Source organism: Nocardia cerradoensis NBRC 101014 (assembly GCF_000308535.1).
GTDB lineage: Bacteria > Actinomycetota > Actinomycetes > Mycobacteriales > Mycobacteriaceae > Nocardia > Nocardia cerradoensis.
Map to the genome: position 1 here is coordinate 1 of NZ_BAFW01000243.1, position 16174 is coordinate 16174.

A 16174-nucleotide genomic window follows, 5' to 3' on the forward strand; every position below is an offset into this window, starting at 1 on the left:
AATGCCGGGCGGCCGCCGCAGCCGCAACCGGGCGCCCTCGCCGATCGGCGGCATCCGCCGGGCCGCACGCCGCTGCGCGCGGCGTTCGGCCGGCTTGTGGTGCCAGGTCTCCGGCCGGGCCGCCACCCAGCGCTGCGAGCGCCACGCGAACGGAATGTGCACGAGGTACAGCCCGACCAGCACCATCAGCAGGATCAGCGGATAGGTGATCAGCGCGGCCCCCGCCAGCGCGACCAGCACCAGCAGCAGTGCCGCCGCCTGCGGCGCCACCGACACCGACTTCATCGCCAGCGTCGGGATCGTGCTGACGGCGAGCAGGGCCGCGAAGACGGTCCACGCCGCCACCACCGGGAAGTTGTTCCACCATCCCTCGCCGAACTGGCTGTGCAGCGCGATCGGCAGCAAGGCGATCAATGCCGCCGCCGGCGCGGGGACGCCGGTGAAGTACTCGCGCTCCCAGTCGGGCCGGGTGTCGTCGTCCATGATCGTGTTGAACCGGGCCAGGCGCAGCACGAGGCTCACCGTGTAGATCAGCGCGATGATCCAGCCCGCGCTGTCCTGGCGCAGGAAGGTCACATACAGCACCAGGGCCGGAGCGACGCCGAAGGAGATGGCATCGGCCAGCGAATCCAGTTCGGCGCCGATCTTGGTGGTGGCCGACAACATCCGGGCCAGCCGGCCGTCGAGGGTGTCGAGGACGGCGGCCGCGCCGATCATCGCCAGGGCGATGTCGAGCGAGCCGTCGAGTGCGAATTTCACCGCCGACAGTCCGGCACACAGCGCCAGGATCGTCACGATGCTCGGCAGCAGGCGGATCGTGCGGCGGCGGCGACCCGGTTCGGTCACGGTGTTCTCGATCATGGCAGCAGTTCGGCCAGCACCGTTTCCGCGCCGATCGTGCGCTGCCCGGGCTCGACCAGCAGCCGGGTGCCGGCCGGGAAGTAGGTGTCGACCCGCGAGCCGAACCGGATCAGACCGTAGGTTTCGCCGATGCTCAACGCGTCGCCGACCTTGGCGTCGCAGACGATGCGGCGGGCCAGCAGTCCGGCGATCTGCACGACCGTCACCAGCTGGCCGGAGGCGGTCTCGAGCACCATGCTGTTGCGCTCGTTCACCGAACTGGCCTCCGGCAGATCCGCCGAGCGGAATTGACCGCGCTGGTACGCGACGGTGCGCACGGTGCCCGAGACCGGGGTGCGCTGTACGTGCACGTCGAGCACCGACAGGAAGATGCTCACCCGGGGCAGCGGGGTGTCGCCGAGGTTCAGTTCGGCGGGCGGCACCGCGGTGTCGACGAGCGCGATCTCACCGTCGGCCGGGGCGACGACGATATTCGCCCGATTCGGCGGCACCCGGTGCGGATGCCGGAAGAAGGCCGCCGAGGCCGCGGCCGCGGTGAGTCCGGTGCGGCGCAGCCAGGGCCGCCGCGTTCCGCCGAGGACCGCCACCGCCAGCGGCGCGGCCACGAAGGGCAGGCCGGCGGGATGCAACGGCGGAATCGCTGCTTTGACCAGGTCGGCGACATGACCGAGCCCGGTACGTTCGGGCGTACCGGGCGGGGTGGGGCGGCGGGCCACGGACTCCTCTTTCGTGCGCGGATGACGTTCGGTCCGCAGAGCATCCGGGACCGCGCTCACACCTTACGGGACACGGCATCACCGTGGCGTGGTCCCGATCGGGCGTATTCGCCGCCCGTGCCGTCAGCGAGCGGCTTTGCGACCCGTGGCCAGCCGCACCAGCCACAGCAGGATCACTGCTCCGCCCAGGCAGGTGAGGAAGCTGAAGAAAAATCCGCCGCTGTGTACGTCGACGCCGAACAGTCGCAGGATGAAACCGCCGATCAGGCCACCGATCACCCCCACGACGATATTGAGCAGGATGCCCTGCTGGGCGTCGGTGCCCATGATCTTGCTGGCGATCCAGCCGGCCAGGCCGCCGATGATGATCCAGCCGATGATTCCGAGACCGAGCATCATGTCCTCCAGGGAAACTCGTCGGAAATTGCTGTCTCCGCCTCGCCACGGTTCGGTATCGGGACCAGTCTGCGAGCCGGTTCTACACGAATCGATTGTGACAATACCCACCCTGGGGATTAGCATTCCTACTAATATGAGGGGGCCTCATGTCTACGCGTTCGTAAAGCATGGACCCGTCGGTGACACCGGCGGTTCACGAACCACGAGCGCGTCGGCTCCCGGGGCCCGATGAAGGAATGTTCGATACGCGGGTGGCGCCCGGACCGGAACCGTCTTCCGGTTCTCCGGCCCGCCGGCAGGTACATAGGAGATGCGCGATGGCTGCTCGACTCGCCCAAGTCACCGGGGTGGAGCACACGGCGATGCTCGGGCTCGGTGTGTACCGCCCCGCCCGGGTCGTGACCAACGAGGAAGTCGCCGGACCGATCGATTCCAGCGACGAATGGATTCGCACCCGCTCGGGCATCCGGACCCGGCGGTTCGCCTCCGAATCCGAAACCATCATCGCCATGAGCGCCGCAGCGGCGCGCGATGCCATCGCGGCCGCGGGAATCACCGCCGAACAGGTCGACTGCGTCATCGTCGCGACCTCGACCTGGCTGCTGCTCACCCCGGCGGCCGCTCCGCAGATCGCCACCGAGCTCGGGATGAACAATCCGGCCGCATTCGACATCTCCGCCGGGTGCGCGGGCTTCTGTCATGCCCTGGGCGTGGCCTCGGATCTGGTCAAGGGCGGCACCGCGGGTCATGTGCTGGTGATCGGCGTCGAGCGGCTCACGGACACGTTCAACCCGGCCGACCGCGGCACCGCCTTCCTGTTCGCCGACGGCGCCGGCGCGGTGATCGTGGGCCCGTCCGACGAACCCGGCATCGGCCCGACCGTCTGGGGTTCCGACGGCGAACAGCATCACGCCATCCGCCAGGACAAGGACTGGATGGAGTTCTTCCGGGAAATCGATGAGAAGGGCACCGACGCAGTCCGCCCGTATCTGGCGATGGAGGGCACCGCGGTCTTCCGCTGGGCCGCCCATTCGCTGAAGAAGGTCTGCCTGGACGCGATCGAGCGCGCGGGCCTGACCCCCGGCGATATCGACGCGATGGTTCCGCACCAGGCCAACGGCCGCATCATCGAGATCATGGCGCGTGAGCTGAAGCTGTCGGCCAATTGCGCCCTGGCCAACGACATCGAGGAGACCGGCAACACCTCGGCCGCCTCGGTTCCGCTGGCCATGGAGGCGATGCTGCGTTCGGGCGAGAGCAAACCCGGTGCGGCGGCGCTGCTGGTCGCCTTCGGCGCGGGGCTGTCCTACGCCGCGCAGGTGGCGAAACTGCCCAACTGGCAGTAGGCGTGCGGCCGCCGCGCGTCAGCCCATGGTCCAGGTGACCGTCACGGTGAAGGTCACCGTCTGCTGACCGGGTTCCACCGGCACGTCGGGACCGGCGAATTGGGCCTTGGCCTGCGGCGGGGTCGATTCCCCGCTGCTGGTCTCGTTGATGGTCTTCACGTCCTTCAACTTCAGGCCCGACAGCACCGCGTACTGGTCGGCGCGCGCCTTGGCATCGGCGAAGGCGCCCGCTCGCGCGTCGGCGAGCAGTTTCGAATTGTCGTCGAGCGCGAACGAGACGCCGCGGATGCGGGTGTCGTTACCGCCGGCCTGCACCGCCGACGACAGGACGGCCGAGGCCTTGGGCAGATCGCGGACCACGACGTGCACGGTGTTGGTCGCGGTGTAGCCGGTGACGGTGTGGTCGGGACCGTATTGCGGCTGCACCGACACATCGGCCGTGCGGATGTCCTCGCGTTTCGCGCCCGCGTTCACCATCGCGTCGGTGATCGCTTTCGCCTTGCCGTTCGCATTCGCGATGGCGGTGGACACATCGGGCGCGGTGACCTCGACACCCACGTCGGCGTTCAGGGTGTCCGGCGCTCCCCGCACCTGACCGGTGCCGACCACCGTCACCTCGCGCGAGGTCCCCGAATCCGAACTGCCACAACCACTCAGCAGCACGGTGGTCCCCGCGAGCACCGCCATTACGCTCGCAACCCGTCGCATACCGGGCAAACTACGCGGCCGAACCCGGCCCCGCTCGCGGGCGCGCCGAATCAGCGCTCGGCCGCGACCTTGATCTTGCCGAGGGTTTCGTTCATCCCCGCGACCAGATCGGCTTCGAACCGCTGCTCGCCGCCGAGCAGGGCGTCGATCATCAGCCGTACCGGTTTGCGCACCCCGTTCGGAACGTCGCGGCGCTCGGTCACCCGGGTGCCCGCCGCGGTGGGTTCGAGGGTGTAGCTCCACACGGTGGCGTTCTCGTTCATCCGGAATGCGAAGGCCTGGTTGGGTTCGTACCGCACGATGCGCGAGGTGGTCGGGTAGTACTTGCGGCCGACCTTGTTGAGGTTCACCGTCCACGTGCCGGCGCGGGGCGTGCCCAGCGGAATCATCTTCAGCGTGGTGGGGCTGAATTCCGGCATCCGTCCGAGATCGGAGACGACCGCCCACACCTTGTCCGGCGCGGCGGAGATGTCGATGGTGGCTTCCAGGGTGTTCGGCAACGCTGCCTCCGAGATCGTGACGGGCGTGGTTATGACGGTCGGTAACGGTAATCCTAGACGTGGCAACCGGACCCGCGACCCTGTGAGGGAGGCCACTTTTCCATCGAAGATCAACTAGGTCACATTCTGATGTGATCCGTTTCGCCGGCCGTAATGCGCGACGCACAATGGCGGATAGACAACTACGGCAGGCAACGAAGCAACAGACCGGAGCGCACGCTTCTACGTCCCTGTGAGGTGATCGGCCGTGAATATTCGCACCATCCTCCATCGCCGGCAGGCGGAATCGATTCCATTACTTCCAGATTCGGAATCCGGCCCGCTGGCCGCGGCCTTCCGCAACCACGGCCGCCGATCGCGCCGCAACCTGGCCGAGCGGGAGGAAAGGCTCGAACGCCTGCTGACGCCGAGCGAACTCGACCTCGTCGAACACCGTCTGGTGTGATCGATGTGGTGCCCGTAGCGAACAATCTGGGCAACGCGCCCGCCGGGCGCTCATACTTTTCGATGTGACTTCACCAGCTGCCGTCAAACCGGTAATTCTCAGTGTCGACGACGACCCCGGTGTCTCCCGGGCCGTGGTGCGCGACCTGCGGCGGCGGTACGGAGCCGACTATCGCATCATGCGCGCGGAATCCGGTGACTCCGCACTGGACGTCCTGCGCGAACTGAAATTGCGCGGCCAGCCGGTCGCGGTACTGATCGCCGATTATCGAATGCCGGGAATGGACGGCATCCAGTTCTTGGAGCACGCGATCGACCTGCACCCCTATGCGCGCCGGGTGCTGCTCACCGCGTATGCCGACACCAACGCCGCCATCGACGCCATCAATGTGGTCGACCTGGACCACTATCTGCTCAAACCGTGGGATCCGCCGGAGGAGAAGTTGTATCCGGTGGTCGACGCGCTGCTGGAATCGTGGCGCGGCGACGACCGCCGCCCGGTGCACGAGACGAAGGTGATCGGGCACCGCTGGTCGGCTCGCAGTTCCGAGGTGCGCGAATTCCTGGCCCGCAATCAACTGCCGTATCGCTGGTATCTGGCCGACGATCCGGAGGGCCGACGCCTGCTCGAGGCCGCCGGGGCCGACGCCGAGCAGTGCCCGGTCGTGATCGATCCGAACGGCAACGTGCTGCGGTCCCCGTCGGACAGCGAACTCGCCGGCTGCGTGGGCCTGAGCACCGATCCGAGCGGTGAGTTCTACGACCTGATCGTGGTCGGCGGCGGCCCCGCCGGGCTCGGTGCGGCCGTGTACGGCGCCTCCGAGGGCCTGCGCACGGTTCTGGTGGAGCGGACCGCGACCGGCGGGCAGGCCGGGCAGAGTTCCCGGATCGAGAACTATCTGGGCTTCCCCGACGGGCTTTCGGGCGCCCAGCTGGCCGATCGCGCGCGGCGTCAGGCGGTGAAATTCGGCGCCGAACTGATCACCGCCCGGGAAGTGGTCGGCCTCGAGGCGTGTGGTTCCGCGCGGCGGGTGCTCTTCTCCGACGGCTCGTGCGTCAGCGCCCACTCCGTGCTGATCGCCACCGGCGTCAACTACCGCCACCACCCCGCCCCCGGGGTGGACGATTTCACCGGCCGCGGCGTCTACTACGGCTCGGCGATGACCGAGGCGGCCGACTGCGCCGAACGCGAGGTCTACATCGTCGGCGGGGCGAATTCGGCCGGGCAGGCGGCGGTATTCCTGTCTCGGCACGCCTGCACGGTGCACATCCTGGTGCGCGGCAGTTCGCTGGAGCAGTCGATGTCGCACTATCTGATCCAGCAGATCGAGGCCGTCCCGAACATCAAGGTGCACACCAACACCGAGGTGGTGGCGGCCGACGGCAGCGATCATCTGGAACGAATCGTGTTGCGCAACAACGCGACCGGCGCCGAGGACAAGGTCGACGCCGAACGGCTGTTCCTGTTCATCGGCGCGGCGCCCGAAACCGAGTGGCTGGACGGACTCGTCGTCCGCGACGAATTCGGCTACGTCCTGGCGGGACCGGACTTGATGGTCGACGGGTCGCGGCCGGCGGGCTGGGAACTACCCCGCCCGCCCCATCATCTCGAAACCAACATCCCGGGCGTCTTCGTCGCCGGCGATGTGCGTTCCGAATCGGCGAAGCGGGTCGCGTCCGCGGTCGGTGAGGGCGCGATGGCGGTCATGCTGGTCCACCGATACCTCGCGAAACAATAGGAGGCGCACCGTGAGCGACAGCGATGAGAACGGCGCCGTGAGCGACAGCGATCAGAACGGCGCCGTGAGCGACAGCGGCCGTACCGTCACCGGCCCCCGGACCCTGTGTGATCCGGCGGAATTGCGCACCCTGTTCCTGTTCGAGAAGCTCGACGAGGAGCAGCTGGCCTGGCTCTGCCGCGAGGGCCGGGTGGAGTACTTCGAGCCGGGGCCGGTCTATCGCGAGGGCGAGCCCGCGACCTGCTTCTACGTCCTGATGGACGGTGAGGTGGTGTTGTCGAAACTGTCCGCGGGTGAGGATCTCGAACTCGTTCGCACCGATCACCGCGGCTCGTACGCCGGTGCGTGGACGGCGTACATGGGCGAGCGCGCCGACCAGAACTACACCGGCTCGCTGACGGTGACGAAACCGTCGAAATTCTTCGTCCTGGACGCGGAGACCTTCGCCCGGATGATGCGGGAATGGTTCCCGATGGCCCTGCATCTGCTGGAGGGCGTGTTCTTCGGCAACCGCAACACCAACGAGATCATCGGCAGGCGGGAGCGACTGCTGGCCCTGGGGTCGCTGTCGGCCGGGCTCACCCACGAGTTGAACAATCCCGCGGCGGCCGCGGTGCGGGCCACCTCCTCGCTGCGGGATCGGGTCGCCGGTATGCGGCACAAGCTGAAGATGATGGCGCACGGCAAGTTCGACTCCGCCGCACTCGAGGCGCTGGTGCAACTCCAGGAGGAGGCGGCCACCCAGGTGGCCAAGGCGCCGACCCTGACCGCGATGGAGGCCGCCGACCGCGAGGACGAACTCGGCGACTGGCTCGCCGATCACAACATCGCCAACGGCTGGGATCTGGCCCCGAATTTCGTCCAGGCCGGATTCGACATCGATTGGCTGGAGAAGGTCGCGGGCACTCTCGAACACTGCGACGACGGAGTGTTCGAAGGTGCGATCAGGTGGTTGAACTACACCGTCGAAACCGAATTGCTGATGAACGAGATCACCGATTCGACCGGGCGCATCTCCTCGCTCGTGCATGCGGCCAAGCAGTATTCGCAGATGGATCGGGCACCGTTCCAGGTGGTCGACATCCACGAACTGCTCGACAGCACGCTGGTGATGCTGGCCCGCAAGATCGGCGACGACATCGCCGTGGTCAAGGACTACGACCGGTTGCTGCCCGAAGTCCCTTGCTACGCAGCGGAACTGAACCAGGTGTGGACCAACCTCATCGACAACGCGGTGGCGGCGATGAACGGATCCGGCACGCTCACGGTACGGACCTATCGCGAAAGCGACTGTGCCGCAGTGGAAATCGGCGATACTGGCCCGGGAGTGCCGGAAGAGTTGCGGGATCGGATCTTCGAGCCCTTCTTCACCACGAAACCCGTCGGTGAGGGCACCGGACTCGGACTCGACATCTCGTTCCGCATCGTGGTGAACAAACACGGCGGCGACATCCGGGTCGAGTCCACGCCGGGCGACACCCGATTCATCGTCCGATTGCCGCTGGAGGCGGCCTCCGGACGTGGTTCGGCCACCGCTGCCGCCGAATCGTAAGGGCTGCAATTCGATCCGAACCGCACGGTGAGGCCGGGGTTTTCAATCACCGATGTGGCCGGTACGCTGCGAGCCGCGCCGGAGGCATCCGGCGCGCGCCGGAGGAGATTCGGCGTCGCCGGACCACTCGGGGGTTACGCACGAGATGAAACGACTGACCGTGACGGCCGTCGCCCTGGGCGCGCTGACCGTCGCTCTCACCGGCTGCGGCGGCGACGACCATTCGTCCGCCGATGCCAACGGCCTGCGCAGAAACGGTTCGGCCGTCGCGACCTCGGCCTCCGCCCCCGCGTCGACGACCCCCGCGCCGGCGCCGCCGACCGAGGCGCCCGGCACGACCGCGCATCCGGAGAGTTCCGGCCTGGGCCCGGCCTCGGCGACCACCTGCGACGAGTTCCGCAAACTCGATATCGAGGGTGAGAAGTCCCTGATGGACCGTATTCTCGCGGAGAACCCCGGCTCGAAGTTCGACGGCAGCCCGAATGTGGCGCTGGGGACCGCGAAGCTGGTGTGTCTGTCCAAGAGTGAGGCCGACAAGCCCGTCGCGCTCGCCATCGGAATGGTCACGGAATAACCTCCGGGCCCGGCGTGCGCTGGGCTTTTAGGTGATCCATACGAGATCGGCAAGTGCTGTGCCGCAGCGTGTTCGCATGCGCCGCGGCAGACGCGGCGCTCGAGCCGGGGAGATCTCGTGAAGAAATTCGTCGTCGCCGCGTTGTCGTCGGCCGCCCTCGCCGTCACCCTGACGGCCTGCGCCCAGGACGAGAAGACCTGCTGTGCTCCGCCCGCGAGTTCGGTCACCCCGACTCCGGTGCCCTCCGACGACGGCTCGGGCCTGCGCCGCAACACGTCGCCGAGTCCGGCGCCGCCGTCCGGTGAGTCTGCGCGGCCGCACATCACGCTGCCGCACCTCACCTGGCCGAAACGCGACCCTGGTGCCGGCGGCGAGTAATCTCGCCCTCGACTACCGGGCCTGCTTTGGAGGGCACAGCGGATGGACGATACGGGTCTGGCCGAATTCCAACGCCATCGTTCCCGCCTGTTCGCACTCGCCTATCGCATGCTCGGCTCGGCGAGCGAGGCCGAGGACGCCGTCCAGGAGACCTATCTGCGCTGGGAGGCCACCGAGCGTGCCGAGATCCGGTCCGCCGAGGCCTGGCTGACCACGGTCGTGGTGAATCTGTGCCGGAGCTGGCTGGAGTCGGCGCGCACACGCCGCGAAACCTATGTCGGCCCGTGGCTGCCGGAGCCGGTGCCCACCGGCGGTGGCGAACTCGGTCCGATGGAATCCGCGGAGCAGCGCGAACTGGTCTCGCTGGCGGTGTTGACGCTGCTGGAACGGTTGTCGCCCGCGGAACGCGCCGTTTTCGTCCTGCGCGAGGCGTTCGGCTACGCCCACCGCGAGATCGCCGACATGCTCGAGCTGACCGAGGCGAATTCGCAGCAGCTCTATCGGCGGGCCCGCCTGCACGTCCGTAGCGAACACACCCGGTTCGACGCCGAACCCGCCCGTGCCCGGGAACTGTTCCAGCGCTTCCTGGTAGCCGCCCGGGCGGGCGATATCGCCGCCCTGGAACAGATGTTCACCGCCGATATCGTGTCGGTCGCCGACGGTGGCGGCAAGATGAGCGCGGCTCGCCGGCCCGTCGTCGGGGCGGGCCGGGTGGCGCGCTATCTGGCCGGTCTGTTCCACCGCGAGGTCGAGGATCTCGAACTGAGCATCGAGGAGGTCAACGGTGCCCCGGCCGCCGTGGCCCGGGTCCACGGCGAACTGCTGTTGATCGGCGCGGCCGATGTGGCCGGCGAGCGGATCTCGGCGATCCGGATTCTGCTCAATCCCGACAAACTCGCGTACTTCGGTCGCTTCCCGGCACCGGCGGAGGCCGAACGCTTGGGGTAGTGACGGGGAACACAATCGTTCGCTGTCAGGGATCGGCGGGCTGTCCGGTCTGAAGGGTGTCGGCCTCGAGAAGGAGTCACCCATGAGCGCACATCAGATCGCATCCCATCGAATCCTCGTGCTGGGTGCCGGCTATGCCGGCCTGGCCGCTGCGGGCAGACTCTGCAAGTCCCGCGGCGCGCAGATCACGGTCGTCGACAGCCGTGCGGAAATGGTCGAGCGGGTGCGACTGCATCAGCTCGCCGCCGGGCAGACGATCGAGCGCCGGGATCTGCGAACCATGCTGGAACGCAAGGGCGCCCACTTCGTCCGCGGCCGGGTCGCGGCGATAGATACCGCGGCACAGGAGGTTTCGCTGTCCGACGGTTCGGTGCTGGGTTACGACACGCTGGTGTACACGCTCGGCAGTGCCGCGGACGTCGACAGCGTTGCCGGCGTGCGGGAGTACGCGCACCCGGTGGCGACGCTGGAGAATATCGCCGCGCTGCCGCCGCTGCGTGGCCGTGTCGCGGTGGTCGGTGCCGGGGCGACCGGTATCGAGACCGCGGCCGAACTCGCCGAATCGCATCCGGAATTGCCGGTGGCGCTGGTGAGTTCGGAACGGCCGGGCTTCTGGCTCTCCGATCGGGCGCAGCGGCATATCGCCGCCACCCTGGAGCGGCTCGGCGTCGAGGTGCACGCGGGCGCCAAGGTGGTCGAGGCCGCGGCGGACGGCGTGCGGCTGGCCGGCGGCGGGCGCATCGAGGCCGAAACCGTCTTGTGGACAACGGGTTTCACCACCAGCGATCTCGCCGCCCGCGCCGGTCTGGCCGTCGACGCGCGCGGCCGGGTCCTGGTGGACGCCACGCTGCGCACCTCCGATCCGCACGTGTACGCCGCCGGCGACTGCGCCGCGATCGCCGGACCGGGCGGGCGCGAACTGCGAATGGCGTGCGCGACGGCGCTGCCGACCGGATCCCATGCCGCGCGGGCGGCACTGGCCCGGATGCGCGGTGCGGAACCGGACGAGCTGCGTTTCCGCTATCTCCTGCAATGCATCAGCCTCGGGCGTCGCGACGCGGTGGTGCAGTTCGTCCGCGCCGACGACGCCCCGACCCCGCGCGCCCTGACCGGCCGCCCGGCGGCGGTGGTGAAGGAGATGATCGTGCGCGGCGCGGCGATGCAGGCGCGGCCGTGACACGGCGTCAACTTACGGTTGACCTTCACGCACAGGTCAACCTAAAGTTGACGCATGACCGAACGTATCCGCCTCGACGATCTGATCGAGGGCATCAAACTGGCCCGGCCCGACGACGTTCTGGAACAGCTCTCCGACGCCGTGGTGGTCGCCGGGCATATGAGCGAGGTGGCCGATCACCTGATCGGCCACTTCGTCGACCAGGCCCGCCGGTCGGGCGCTTCCTGGACCGATATCGGCCAGAGCATGGGCGTCTCCAAACAGGCCGCGCAGAAGCGTTTCGTGCCGAAACCGGGTGATGCCGCGATGGATCCGAATGCCGGATTCGCGCGCTTCACGCCCCGCGCGCGCAATGTCGTGATGGCGTCCATGGAGGAGGCCCGGCGCGCGGGCAACCCGGAGATCCAGCCCGAACACCTGGTGCTCGGACTGCTCAGTGAGCCGGGCGCCCTGGCGGCGCACGCCATCGTCGCCAAGGGGGTGTCGCTGGATGCGGTGCGCCGGGTCGCGACGGCGGCGCTGCCGGTGGCGGTGGACGAGGTTCCCGCCCTCATCCCGTACACCGCGACCGCCCGCAAGACGCTGGAGTTGACCTTCCGGGAGGCGCTGCGGCTCGGCCACAACTACATCGGCACCGAACATCTGCTGCTCGCGCTGCTCGAACAGGAGGACGGCCGTGGGGTGCTGTCGGGCCTGGGCTTGACCAAGTCGGATATCGAACGCGATCTCGTCGCCCAGCTCGCGCAGTTCATGCCGCCGAATCCGGTGGACGCGCCCCAGCCGCCGGTCGCGCCCCAGCCGCCCACTCCGCCCACTCCGCCGAGCCCACCTGCTCCGCCGGAGCCGCCGGCCGCGCCGCTTGCCTGATCGGTGCTCGCCGGTGTCCGGATTCGCCACGCCGGCGCGGTTGTCGGAAACGGGTCCGACACGACGCGTCGCGTCGGACCGGTTCGCCGGTTTCGCCGATCCGCCCATGCCGCGCCGCGGTTCCGGGGCGGCCACGGCGGACATGATCACTCGCCGATACAGCTGTGTAGTTGTGGGGCTGCTGAGGCGATCGGTGGTCCGGATACGATATTGCTATGGCGGATGGATCGGATTCCGACCTGATCGCGGGGGAACTACGCGCAGACCTGCTGCGCGCGCTGTCCTATGTCGAAACCGAGGACGGCCCGGACGGCAGCTACATCGTCAACGGCGATCTGCCGCCCGAGGTGGCGCCCCCGTTCATCCGGGCGATCATGCGAATCGAGGCGGAACTGCTGCTTCACGACGCCGAGCAGGTGACCGTGGAACGCGGCGAGCCGCGCAGTCCGGAGGAGCGCCGCACCGACGCCTTCGTCGCCCTGGCGCTGAGAGTCACCGACGATACGTGAGCGCGCCGCCACGGATACCGCGCCGACCCGGATACCGCGCCGTCCAGCCGATATCGCCGATTGCGTACGCCGCGGCCGTCGGATCCGTAACCTTGCACTCGGTACCGTCGAGTGCTAGAAAGGTCCTGGCACTCTCGACCAGTGAGTGCTAGGTCGGGCAGGTGAGACCGGGTTCCCAGACACCCTCGGTCGTCCGTCGCGGGCACCGTACCTGGCCAGCGTAATGGGGCGATCCAACCTGCGGTCGCTCTGTGTGTCAGCCCCATATACATGTGGAGGATCTCAACGCAATGGCCAAGACAATTGCGTACGACGAAGAGGCCCGTCGCGGTCTCGAGCGGGGACTGAACAGCCTCGCCGACGCGGTCAAGGTGACGCTGGGCCCCAAGGGTCGCAACGTTGTCCTGGAGAAGAAGTGGGGCGCTCCCACGATCACCAACGATGGTGTGTCCATCGCCAAGGAGATCGAGCTGGAGGACCCGTACGAGAAGATCGGCGCCGAGCTGGTCAAAGAGGTCGCCAAGAAGACCGACGATGTCGCCGGTGACGGCACCACCACCGCTACCGTGCTCGCCCAGGCGCTGGTGCGCGAGGGCCTGCGCAACGTCGCGGCCGGTGCGAACCCGCTGGGCCTGAAGCGCGGCATCGAGAAGGCCGTCGAGGCGGTCACCGCCAAGCTGCTCGACACCGCCAAGGAGGTCGAGACCAAGGAGCAGATCGCTGCCACCGCGGCCATCTCCGCCGGCGACGCGTCCATCGGCGAGCTGATCGCCGAGGCCATGGACAAGGTCGGCAAGGAAGGCGTCATCACCGTCGAGGAGAGCAACACCTTCGGCCTCCAGCTGGAGCTGACCGAGGGTATGCGCTTCGACAAGGGCTACATCTCGGGTTACTTCGTCACCGACGCCGAGCGTCAGGAAGCGGTCCTCGAGGACCCGTACATCCTGCTCGTCGGTTCGAAGGTCTCGACCGTCAAGGACCTGCTGCCGCTGCTGGAGAAGGTCATCCAGGCCGGTAAGCCGCTGCTGATCATCGCCGAGGACGTCGAGGGCGAGGCCCTGTCGACCCTGGTCGTGAACAAGATCCGCGGCACCTTCAAGTCCGTCGCCGTCAAGGCCCCGGGCTTCGGCGACCGCCGCAAGGCGCAGCTGGCCGACATCGCCATCCTCACCGGTGGCGAGGTCATCAGCGAAGAGGTCGGCCTGAACCTGGAGACCGCCACCGTGGACCTGCTGGGCACCGCCCGCAAGGTCGTGGTGACCAAGGACGAGACCACCATCGTCGACGGTGCCGGTGATGCCGACGCCATCGCGGGTCGCGTCGCCCAGATCCGCACCGAGATCGAGAACTCGGACTCGGATTACGACCGTGAGAAGCTGCAGGAGCGCCTGGCCAAGCTGGCCGGCGGTGTTGCGGTGATCAAGGCCGGCGCCGCCACCGAGGTGGAGCTCAAGGAGCGCAAGCACCGCATCGAGGACGCGGTGCGCAACGCCAAGGCCGCCGTCGAAGAAGGCATCGTCCCCGGTGGTGGTGTGGCGCTGCTGCAGGCCGGCCCGGCGCTGGACGACCTGAAGCTGACCGGTGACGAGGCCACCGGTGCGAACATCGTGAAGGTGGCGCTGGCCGCGCCGCTGAAGCAGATCGCCTTCAACGCCGGCCTCGAGCCCGGCGTGGTCGCCGAGAAGGTCGCCAACCTGCCGACCGGCCAGGGCCTCAACGCCGACTCCGGCGAGTACGAGGACCTGCTGGCCGCCGGTGTCGCCGACCCGGTCAAGGTCACCCGCTCGGCGCTGCAGAACGCCGCGTCGATCGCCGCGCTGTTCCTCACCACCGAGGCCGTCGTGGCCGACAAGCCGGAGAAGGCCGCCGCTCCCGTCGGCGACCCGACCGGTGGCATGGGCGGCATGGACTTCTGAGTCCCGCCTCCCGGCAACACCTTTCGAACCGGTAGCCGGTCCGCCTTCGGGCGGGCCGGCTACCGGCATTTCGGCGGCACGAGCGCCTGCGACCGTCGCCGAACTCGGCGGTTTTCAGTCACATTTCCCCTAATGCGCGGTCTCGCAAGGGCTTTCGAAGCGCCGGAGCTGGACAACATCGGTTGTGGAACGCATTCTTTTCGGTTGGCTTCATCCGGAAGCCTTCGATAGGGGAAACAGGAATGTTCTCAACGGGCAAGCTTGCCCTGAGTTTCGTCGCGGCGTCCGCGGCGGTCTTCGTCGTCGCCGGGACCGGTTCCGCGGCCGCGGAGCGTGGACCGGACGGTCACTACTACGGCGCGATGGCCATTTCCGACGCCAACGACGAGGGCTGGACCATCGGAATCGCCCTCAACGCGCCCGACCAGGCGACGGCCGACGCGGGCGCCCTGGACCAGTGCTCCTCGCACGGTGAGCAGGGGTGCGCGACCATCGTGCGCTTCGTCGACGGATGCGGTGCCATCGCCCGACGCGACGACATCCACACCGGCGGCACCGGCGCTACCCTCCAGGACGCCGAGCGCAATGCGATCGCCGCCCTCGGCCCCGGACATCCGCCGACCCTGAGTTCGGACGGCTCGGGACCGGCGGTCATCTCCGTCTCCCGCTGCAACGGCTGATCTCCCGCTGCAACGGCTGATCTCCCGCTGCAACGGCTGATCTCCCGCAGCAGCGGCTGACCACTAGTCGAAATCGTCGCGTATCCCGACGCGTATCCCGAATTGCGATCGGAAGCCGGTCCCGCACCCACGGCGGGCCGGCTTCCGGCATTTCGGGACAGGCTTCGGCCGGCTTCGGGAATTTCTCGCCTACGGCCGATGTTGTGAAAGCCGTTGCGATCGCATCCGATGTGCGTCGTTAGGCCGGATGACCAGGCGATTTGACTTCGAATGCGGTTGGCACGTAACTTATTCCAGGTCAGAGCGACACGGACACCGACCCGGAGCCGAAAGGCCCGGGACAACGAGGTCGGACGAGGAGCGCCTGACAATCACACTGGTTCGGTAAGAGGAACCCCGATTTGGTCGGGAGCTTCTGGCTGAGCTAAGCTGTAAAAGTTGCCCAACCGATCGACCGGGAAGTTTCCCGCGAGATTGCTGGTGCGTGTGTTCTTTGAGAACTCAATAGTGTGTCGATGAATGTCAGTGCCAAATATTTATTTTGGTTCCGTTCATCCTCCCCCCGTGAGGGTGACGGACATTTTTTAGTCAGCTATTTTCCGGCTGGCGTTTAAGTTAGGTTTTCGGACTCTGGTTCGAGTTACTTCTGATTCGCTCTTCGGAGTGGGTTGAGAGTCTTCAACGGAGAGTTTGATCCTGGCTCAGGACGAACGCTGGCGGCGTGCTTAACACATGCAAGTCGAGCGGTAAGGCCCTTCGGGGTACACGAGCGGCGAACGGGTGAGTAACACGTGGGTGATCTGCCTCGCACTCTGGGATAAGCCTGGGAAACTGGGTCTAATACCGGATATGACCATTGA

The 16174-nt window shown here is 67.6% G+C and carries 17 protein-coding genes and 1 rRNA gene; 13 read left to right on the top strand and 5 right to left on the bottom strand.

The window, feature by feature from the left end:
* The 3 genes from ON23_RS25570 to ON23_RS25580 all read right to left on the bottom strand — a co-directional run.
* A partial coding sequence (locus ON23_RS25570) for a CDP-alcohol phosphatidyltransferase family protein (protein WP_051043325.1) occupies positions 1–861 on the bottom strand: 861 nt, incomplete at its 3' end.
* Entirely contained in the window at positions 858–1577 is a 720-nt protein-coding gene (locus ON23_RS25575) for a phosphatidylserine decarboxylase (protein WP_039781322.1), read from the bottom strand. The genes ON23_RS25575 and ON23_RS25570, both read right to left, overlap by 4 nt.
* 123 nt (positions 1578–1700) lie before the next feature.
* Entirely contained in the window at positions 1701–1973 is a 273-nt protein-coding gene (locus tag ON23_RS25580) for a GlsB/YeaQ/YmgE family stress response membrane protein (RefSeq protein ID WP_030516569.1), read from the bottom strand.
* 320 nt (positions 1974–2293) lie between these two features.
* Here ON23_RS25580 and ON23_RS25585 point away from each other — a divergent pair, with 320 nt between their 5' ends.
* On the top strand, positions 2294–3322 hold the full coding sequence (locus ON23_RS25585) for a beta-ketoacyl-ACP synthase III (protein WP_039781313.1): 1029 nt from the start codon (positions 2294–2296) through the stop codon (positions 3320–3322).
* 18 nt (positions 3323–3340) lie between these two features.
* Here the strand turns inward: ON23_RS25585 and ON23_RS25590 are convergent, their stop codons facing one another.
* Positions 3341–4030 (bottom strand): SIMPL domain-containing protein, encoded by a 690-nt coding sequence (locus tag ON23_RS25590; protein WP_039781314.1) that lies wholly within the window; start codon positions 4028–4030, stop codon positions 3341–3343.
* Between the two features lie 50 nt (positions 4031–4080).
* Positions 4081–4530, bottom strand: coding sequence for an SRPBCC family protein (locus ON23_RS25595; protein WP_039781315.1), 450 nt, complete (start codon positions 4528–4530; stop codon positions 4081–4083).
* A gap of 247 nt (positions 4531–4777) precedes the next feature.
* Here ON23_RS25595 and ON23_RS25600 point away from each other — a divergent pair, with 247 nt between their 5' ends.
* The 12 genes from ON23_RS25600 to ON23_RS25655 all read left to right on the top strand — a co-directional run.
* Positions 4778–4975 (top strand): hypothetical protein, encoded by a 198-nt coding sequence (locus ON23_RS25600; protein ID WP_039781316.1) that lies wholly within the window; start codon positions 4778–4780, stop codon positions 4973–4975.
* Between the two features lie 64 nt (positions 4976–5039).
* Positions 5040–6713, top strand: coding sequence for an NAD(P)/FAD-dependent oxidoreductase (locus ON23_RS25605; protein ID WP_039781317.1), 1674 nt, complete (start codon positions 5040–5042; stop codon positions 6711–6713).
* Positions 6714–6777: 64 nt separating this feature from the next.
* The gene (locus ON23_RS25610) at positions 6778–8265 is read left to right on the top strand and encodes an ATP-binding protein (protein ID WP_051043331.1); all 1488 of its coding nucleotides are present in this window, start codon (positions 6778–6780) and stop codon (positions 8263–8265) included.
* Between the two features lie 145 nt (positions 8266–8410).
* On the top strand, positions 8411–8839 hold the full coding sequence (locus tag ON23_RS38085) for a hypothetical protein (RefSeq protein WP_063821332.1): 429 nt from the start codon (positions 8411–8413) through the stop codon (positions 8837–8839).
* Between the two features lie 117 nt (positions 8840–8956).
* Positions 8957–9217 carry a hypothetical protein gene (locus ON23_RS25620; RefSeq protein ID WP_039781318.1) on the top strand — a complete coding sequence of 87 codons (261 nt, stop codon included), beginning with the start codon at positions 8957–8959 and terminating at the stop codon, positions 9215–9217.
* Positions 9218–9259: 42 nt separating this feature from the next.
* Positions 9260–10165, top strand: a complete 906-nt coding sequence (locus ON23_RS25625) for an RNA polymerase sigma-70 factor (protein ID WP_051043327.1) — start codon at positions 9260–9262, stop codon at positions 10163–10165.
* An 82-nt stretch (positions 10166–10247) separates the two neighbouring features.
* Positions 10248–11342 carry an NAD(P)/FAD-dependent oxidoreductase gene (locus ON23_RS25630; RefSeq protein ID WP_039781320.1) on the top strand — a complete coding sequence of 365 codons (1095 nt, stop codon included), beginning with the start codon at positions 10248–10250 and terminating at the stop codon, positions 11340–11342.
* A 54-nt stretch (positions 11343–11396) separates the two neighbouring features.
* Positions 11397–12209, top strand: a complete 813-nt coding sequence (locus tag ON23_RS25635; protein ID WP_083904231.1) for a Clp protease N-terminal domain-containing protein — start codon at positions 11397–11399, stop codon at positions 12207–12209.
* 215 nt (positions 12210–12424) lie between these two features.
* Positions 12425–12718, top strand: a complete 294-nt coding sequence (locus ON23_RS25640; RefSeq protein WP_030516558.1) for a hypothetical protein — start codon at positions 12425–12427, stop codon at positions 12716–12718.
* A gap of 290 nt (positions 12719–13008) precedes the next feature.
* A complete protein-coding gene (gene groL / locus ON23_RS25645; RefSeq protein ID WP_036506233.1) occupies positions 13009–14634 on the top strand; it encodes a chaperonin GroEL in 1626 nt (541 codons plus the stop codon).
* Between the two features lie 242 nt (positions 14635–14876).
* On the top strand, positions 14877–15314 hold the full coding sequence (locus ON23_RS25650) for a DUF4189 domain-containing protein (protein WP_051043329.1): 438 nt from the start codon (positions 14877–14879) through the stop codon (positions 15312–15314).
* Positions 15315–15992: 678 nt separating this feature from the next.
* A 16S ribosomal RNA gene (locus ON23_RS25655) occupies positions 15993–16174 on the top strand; the annotation flags it as partial.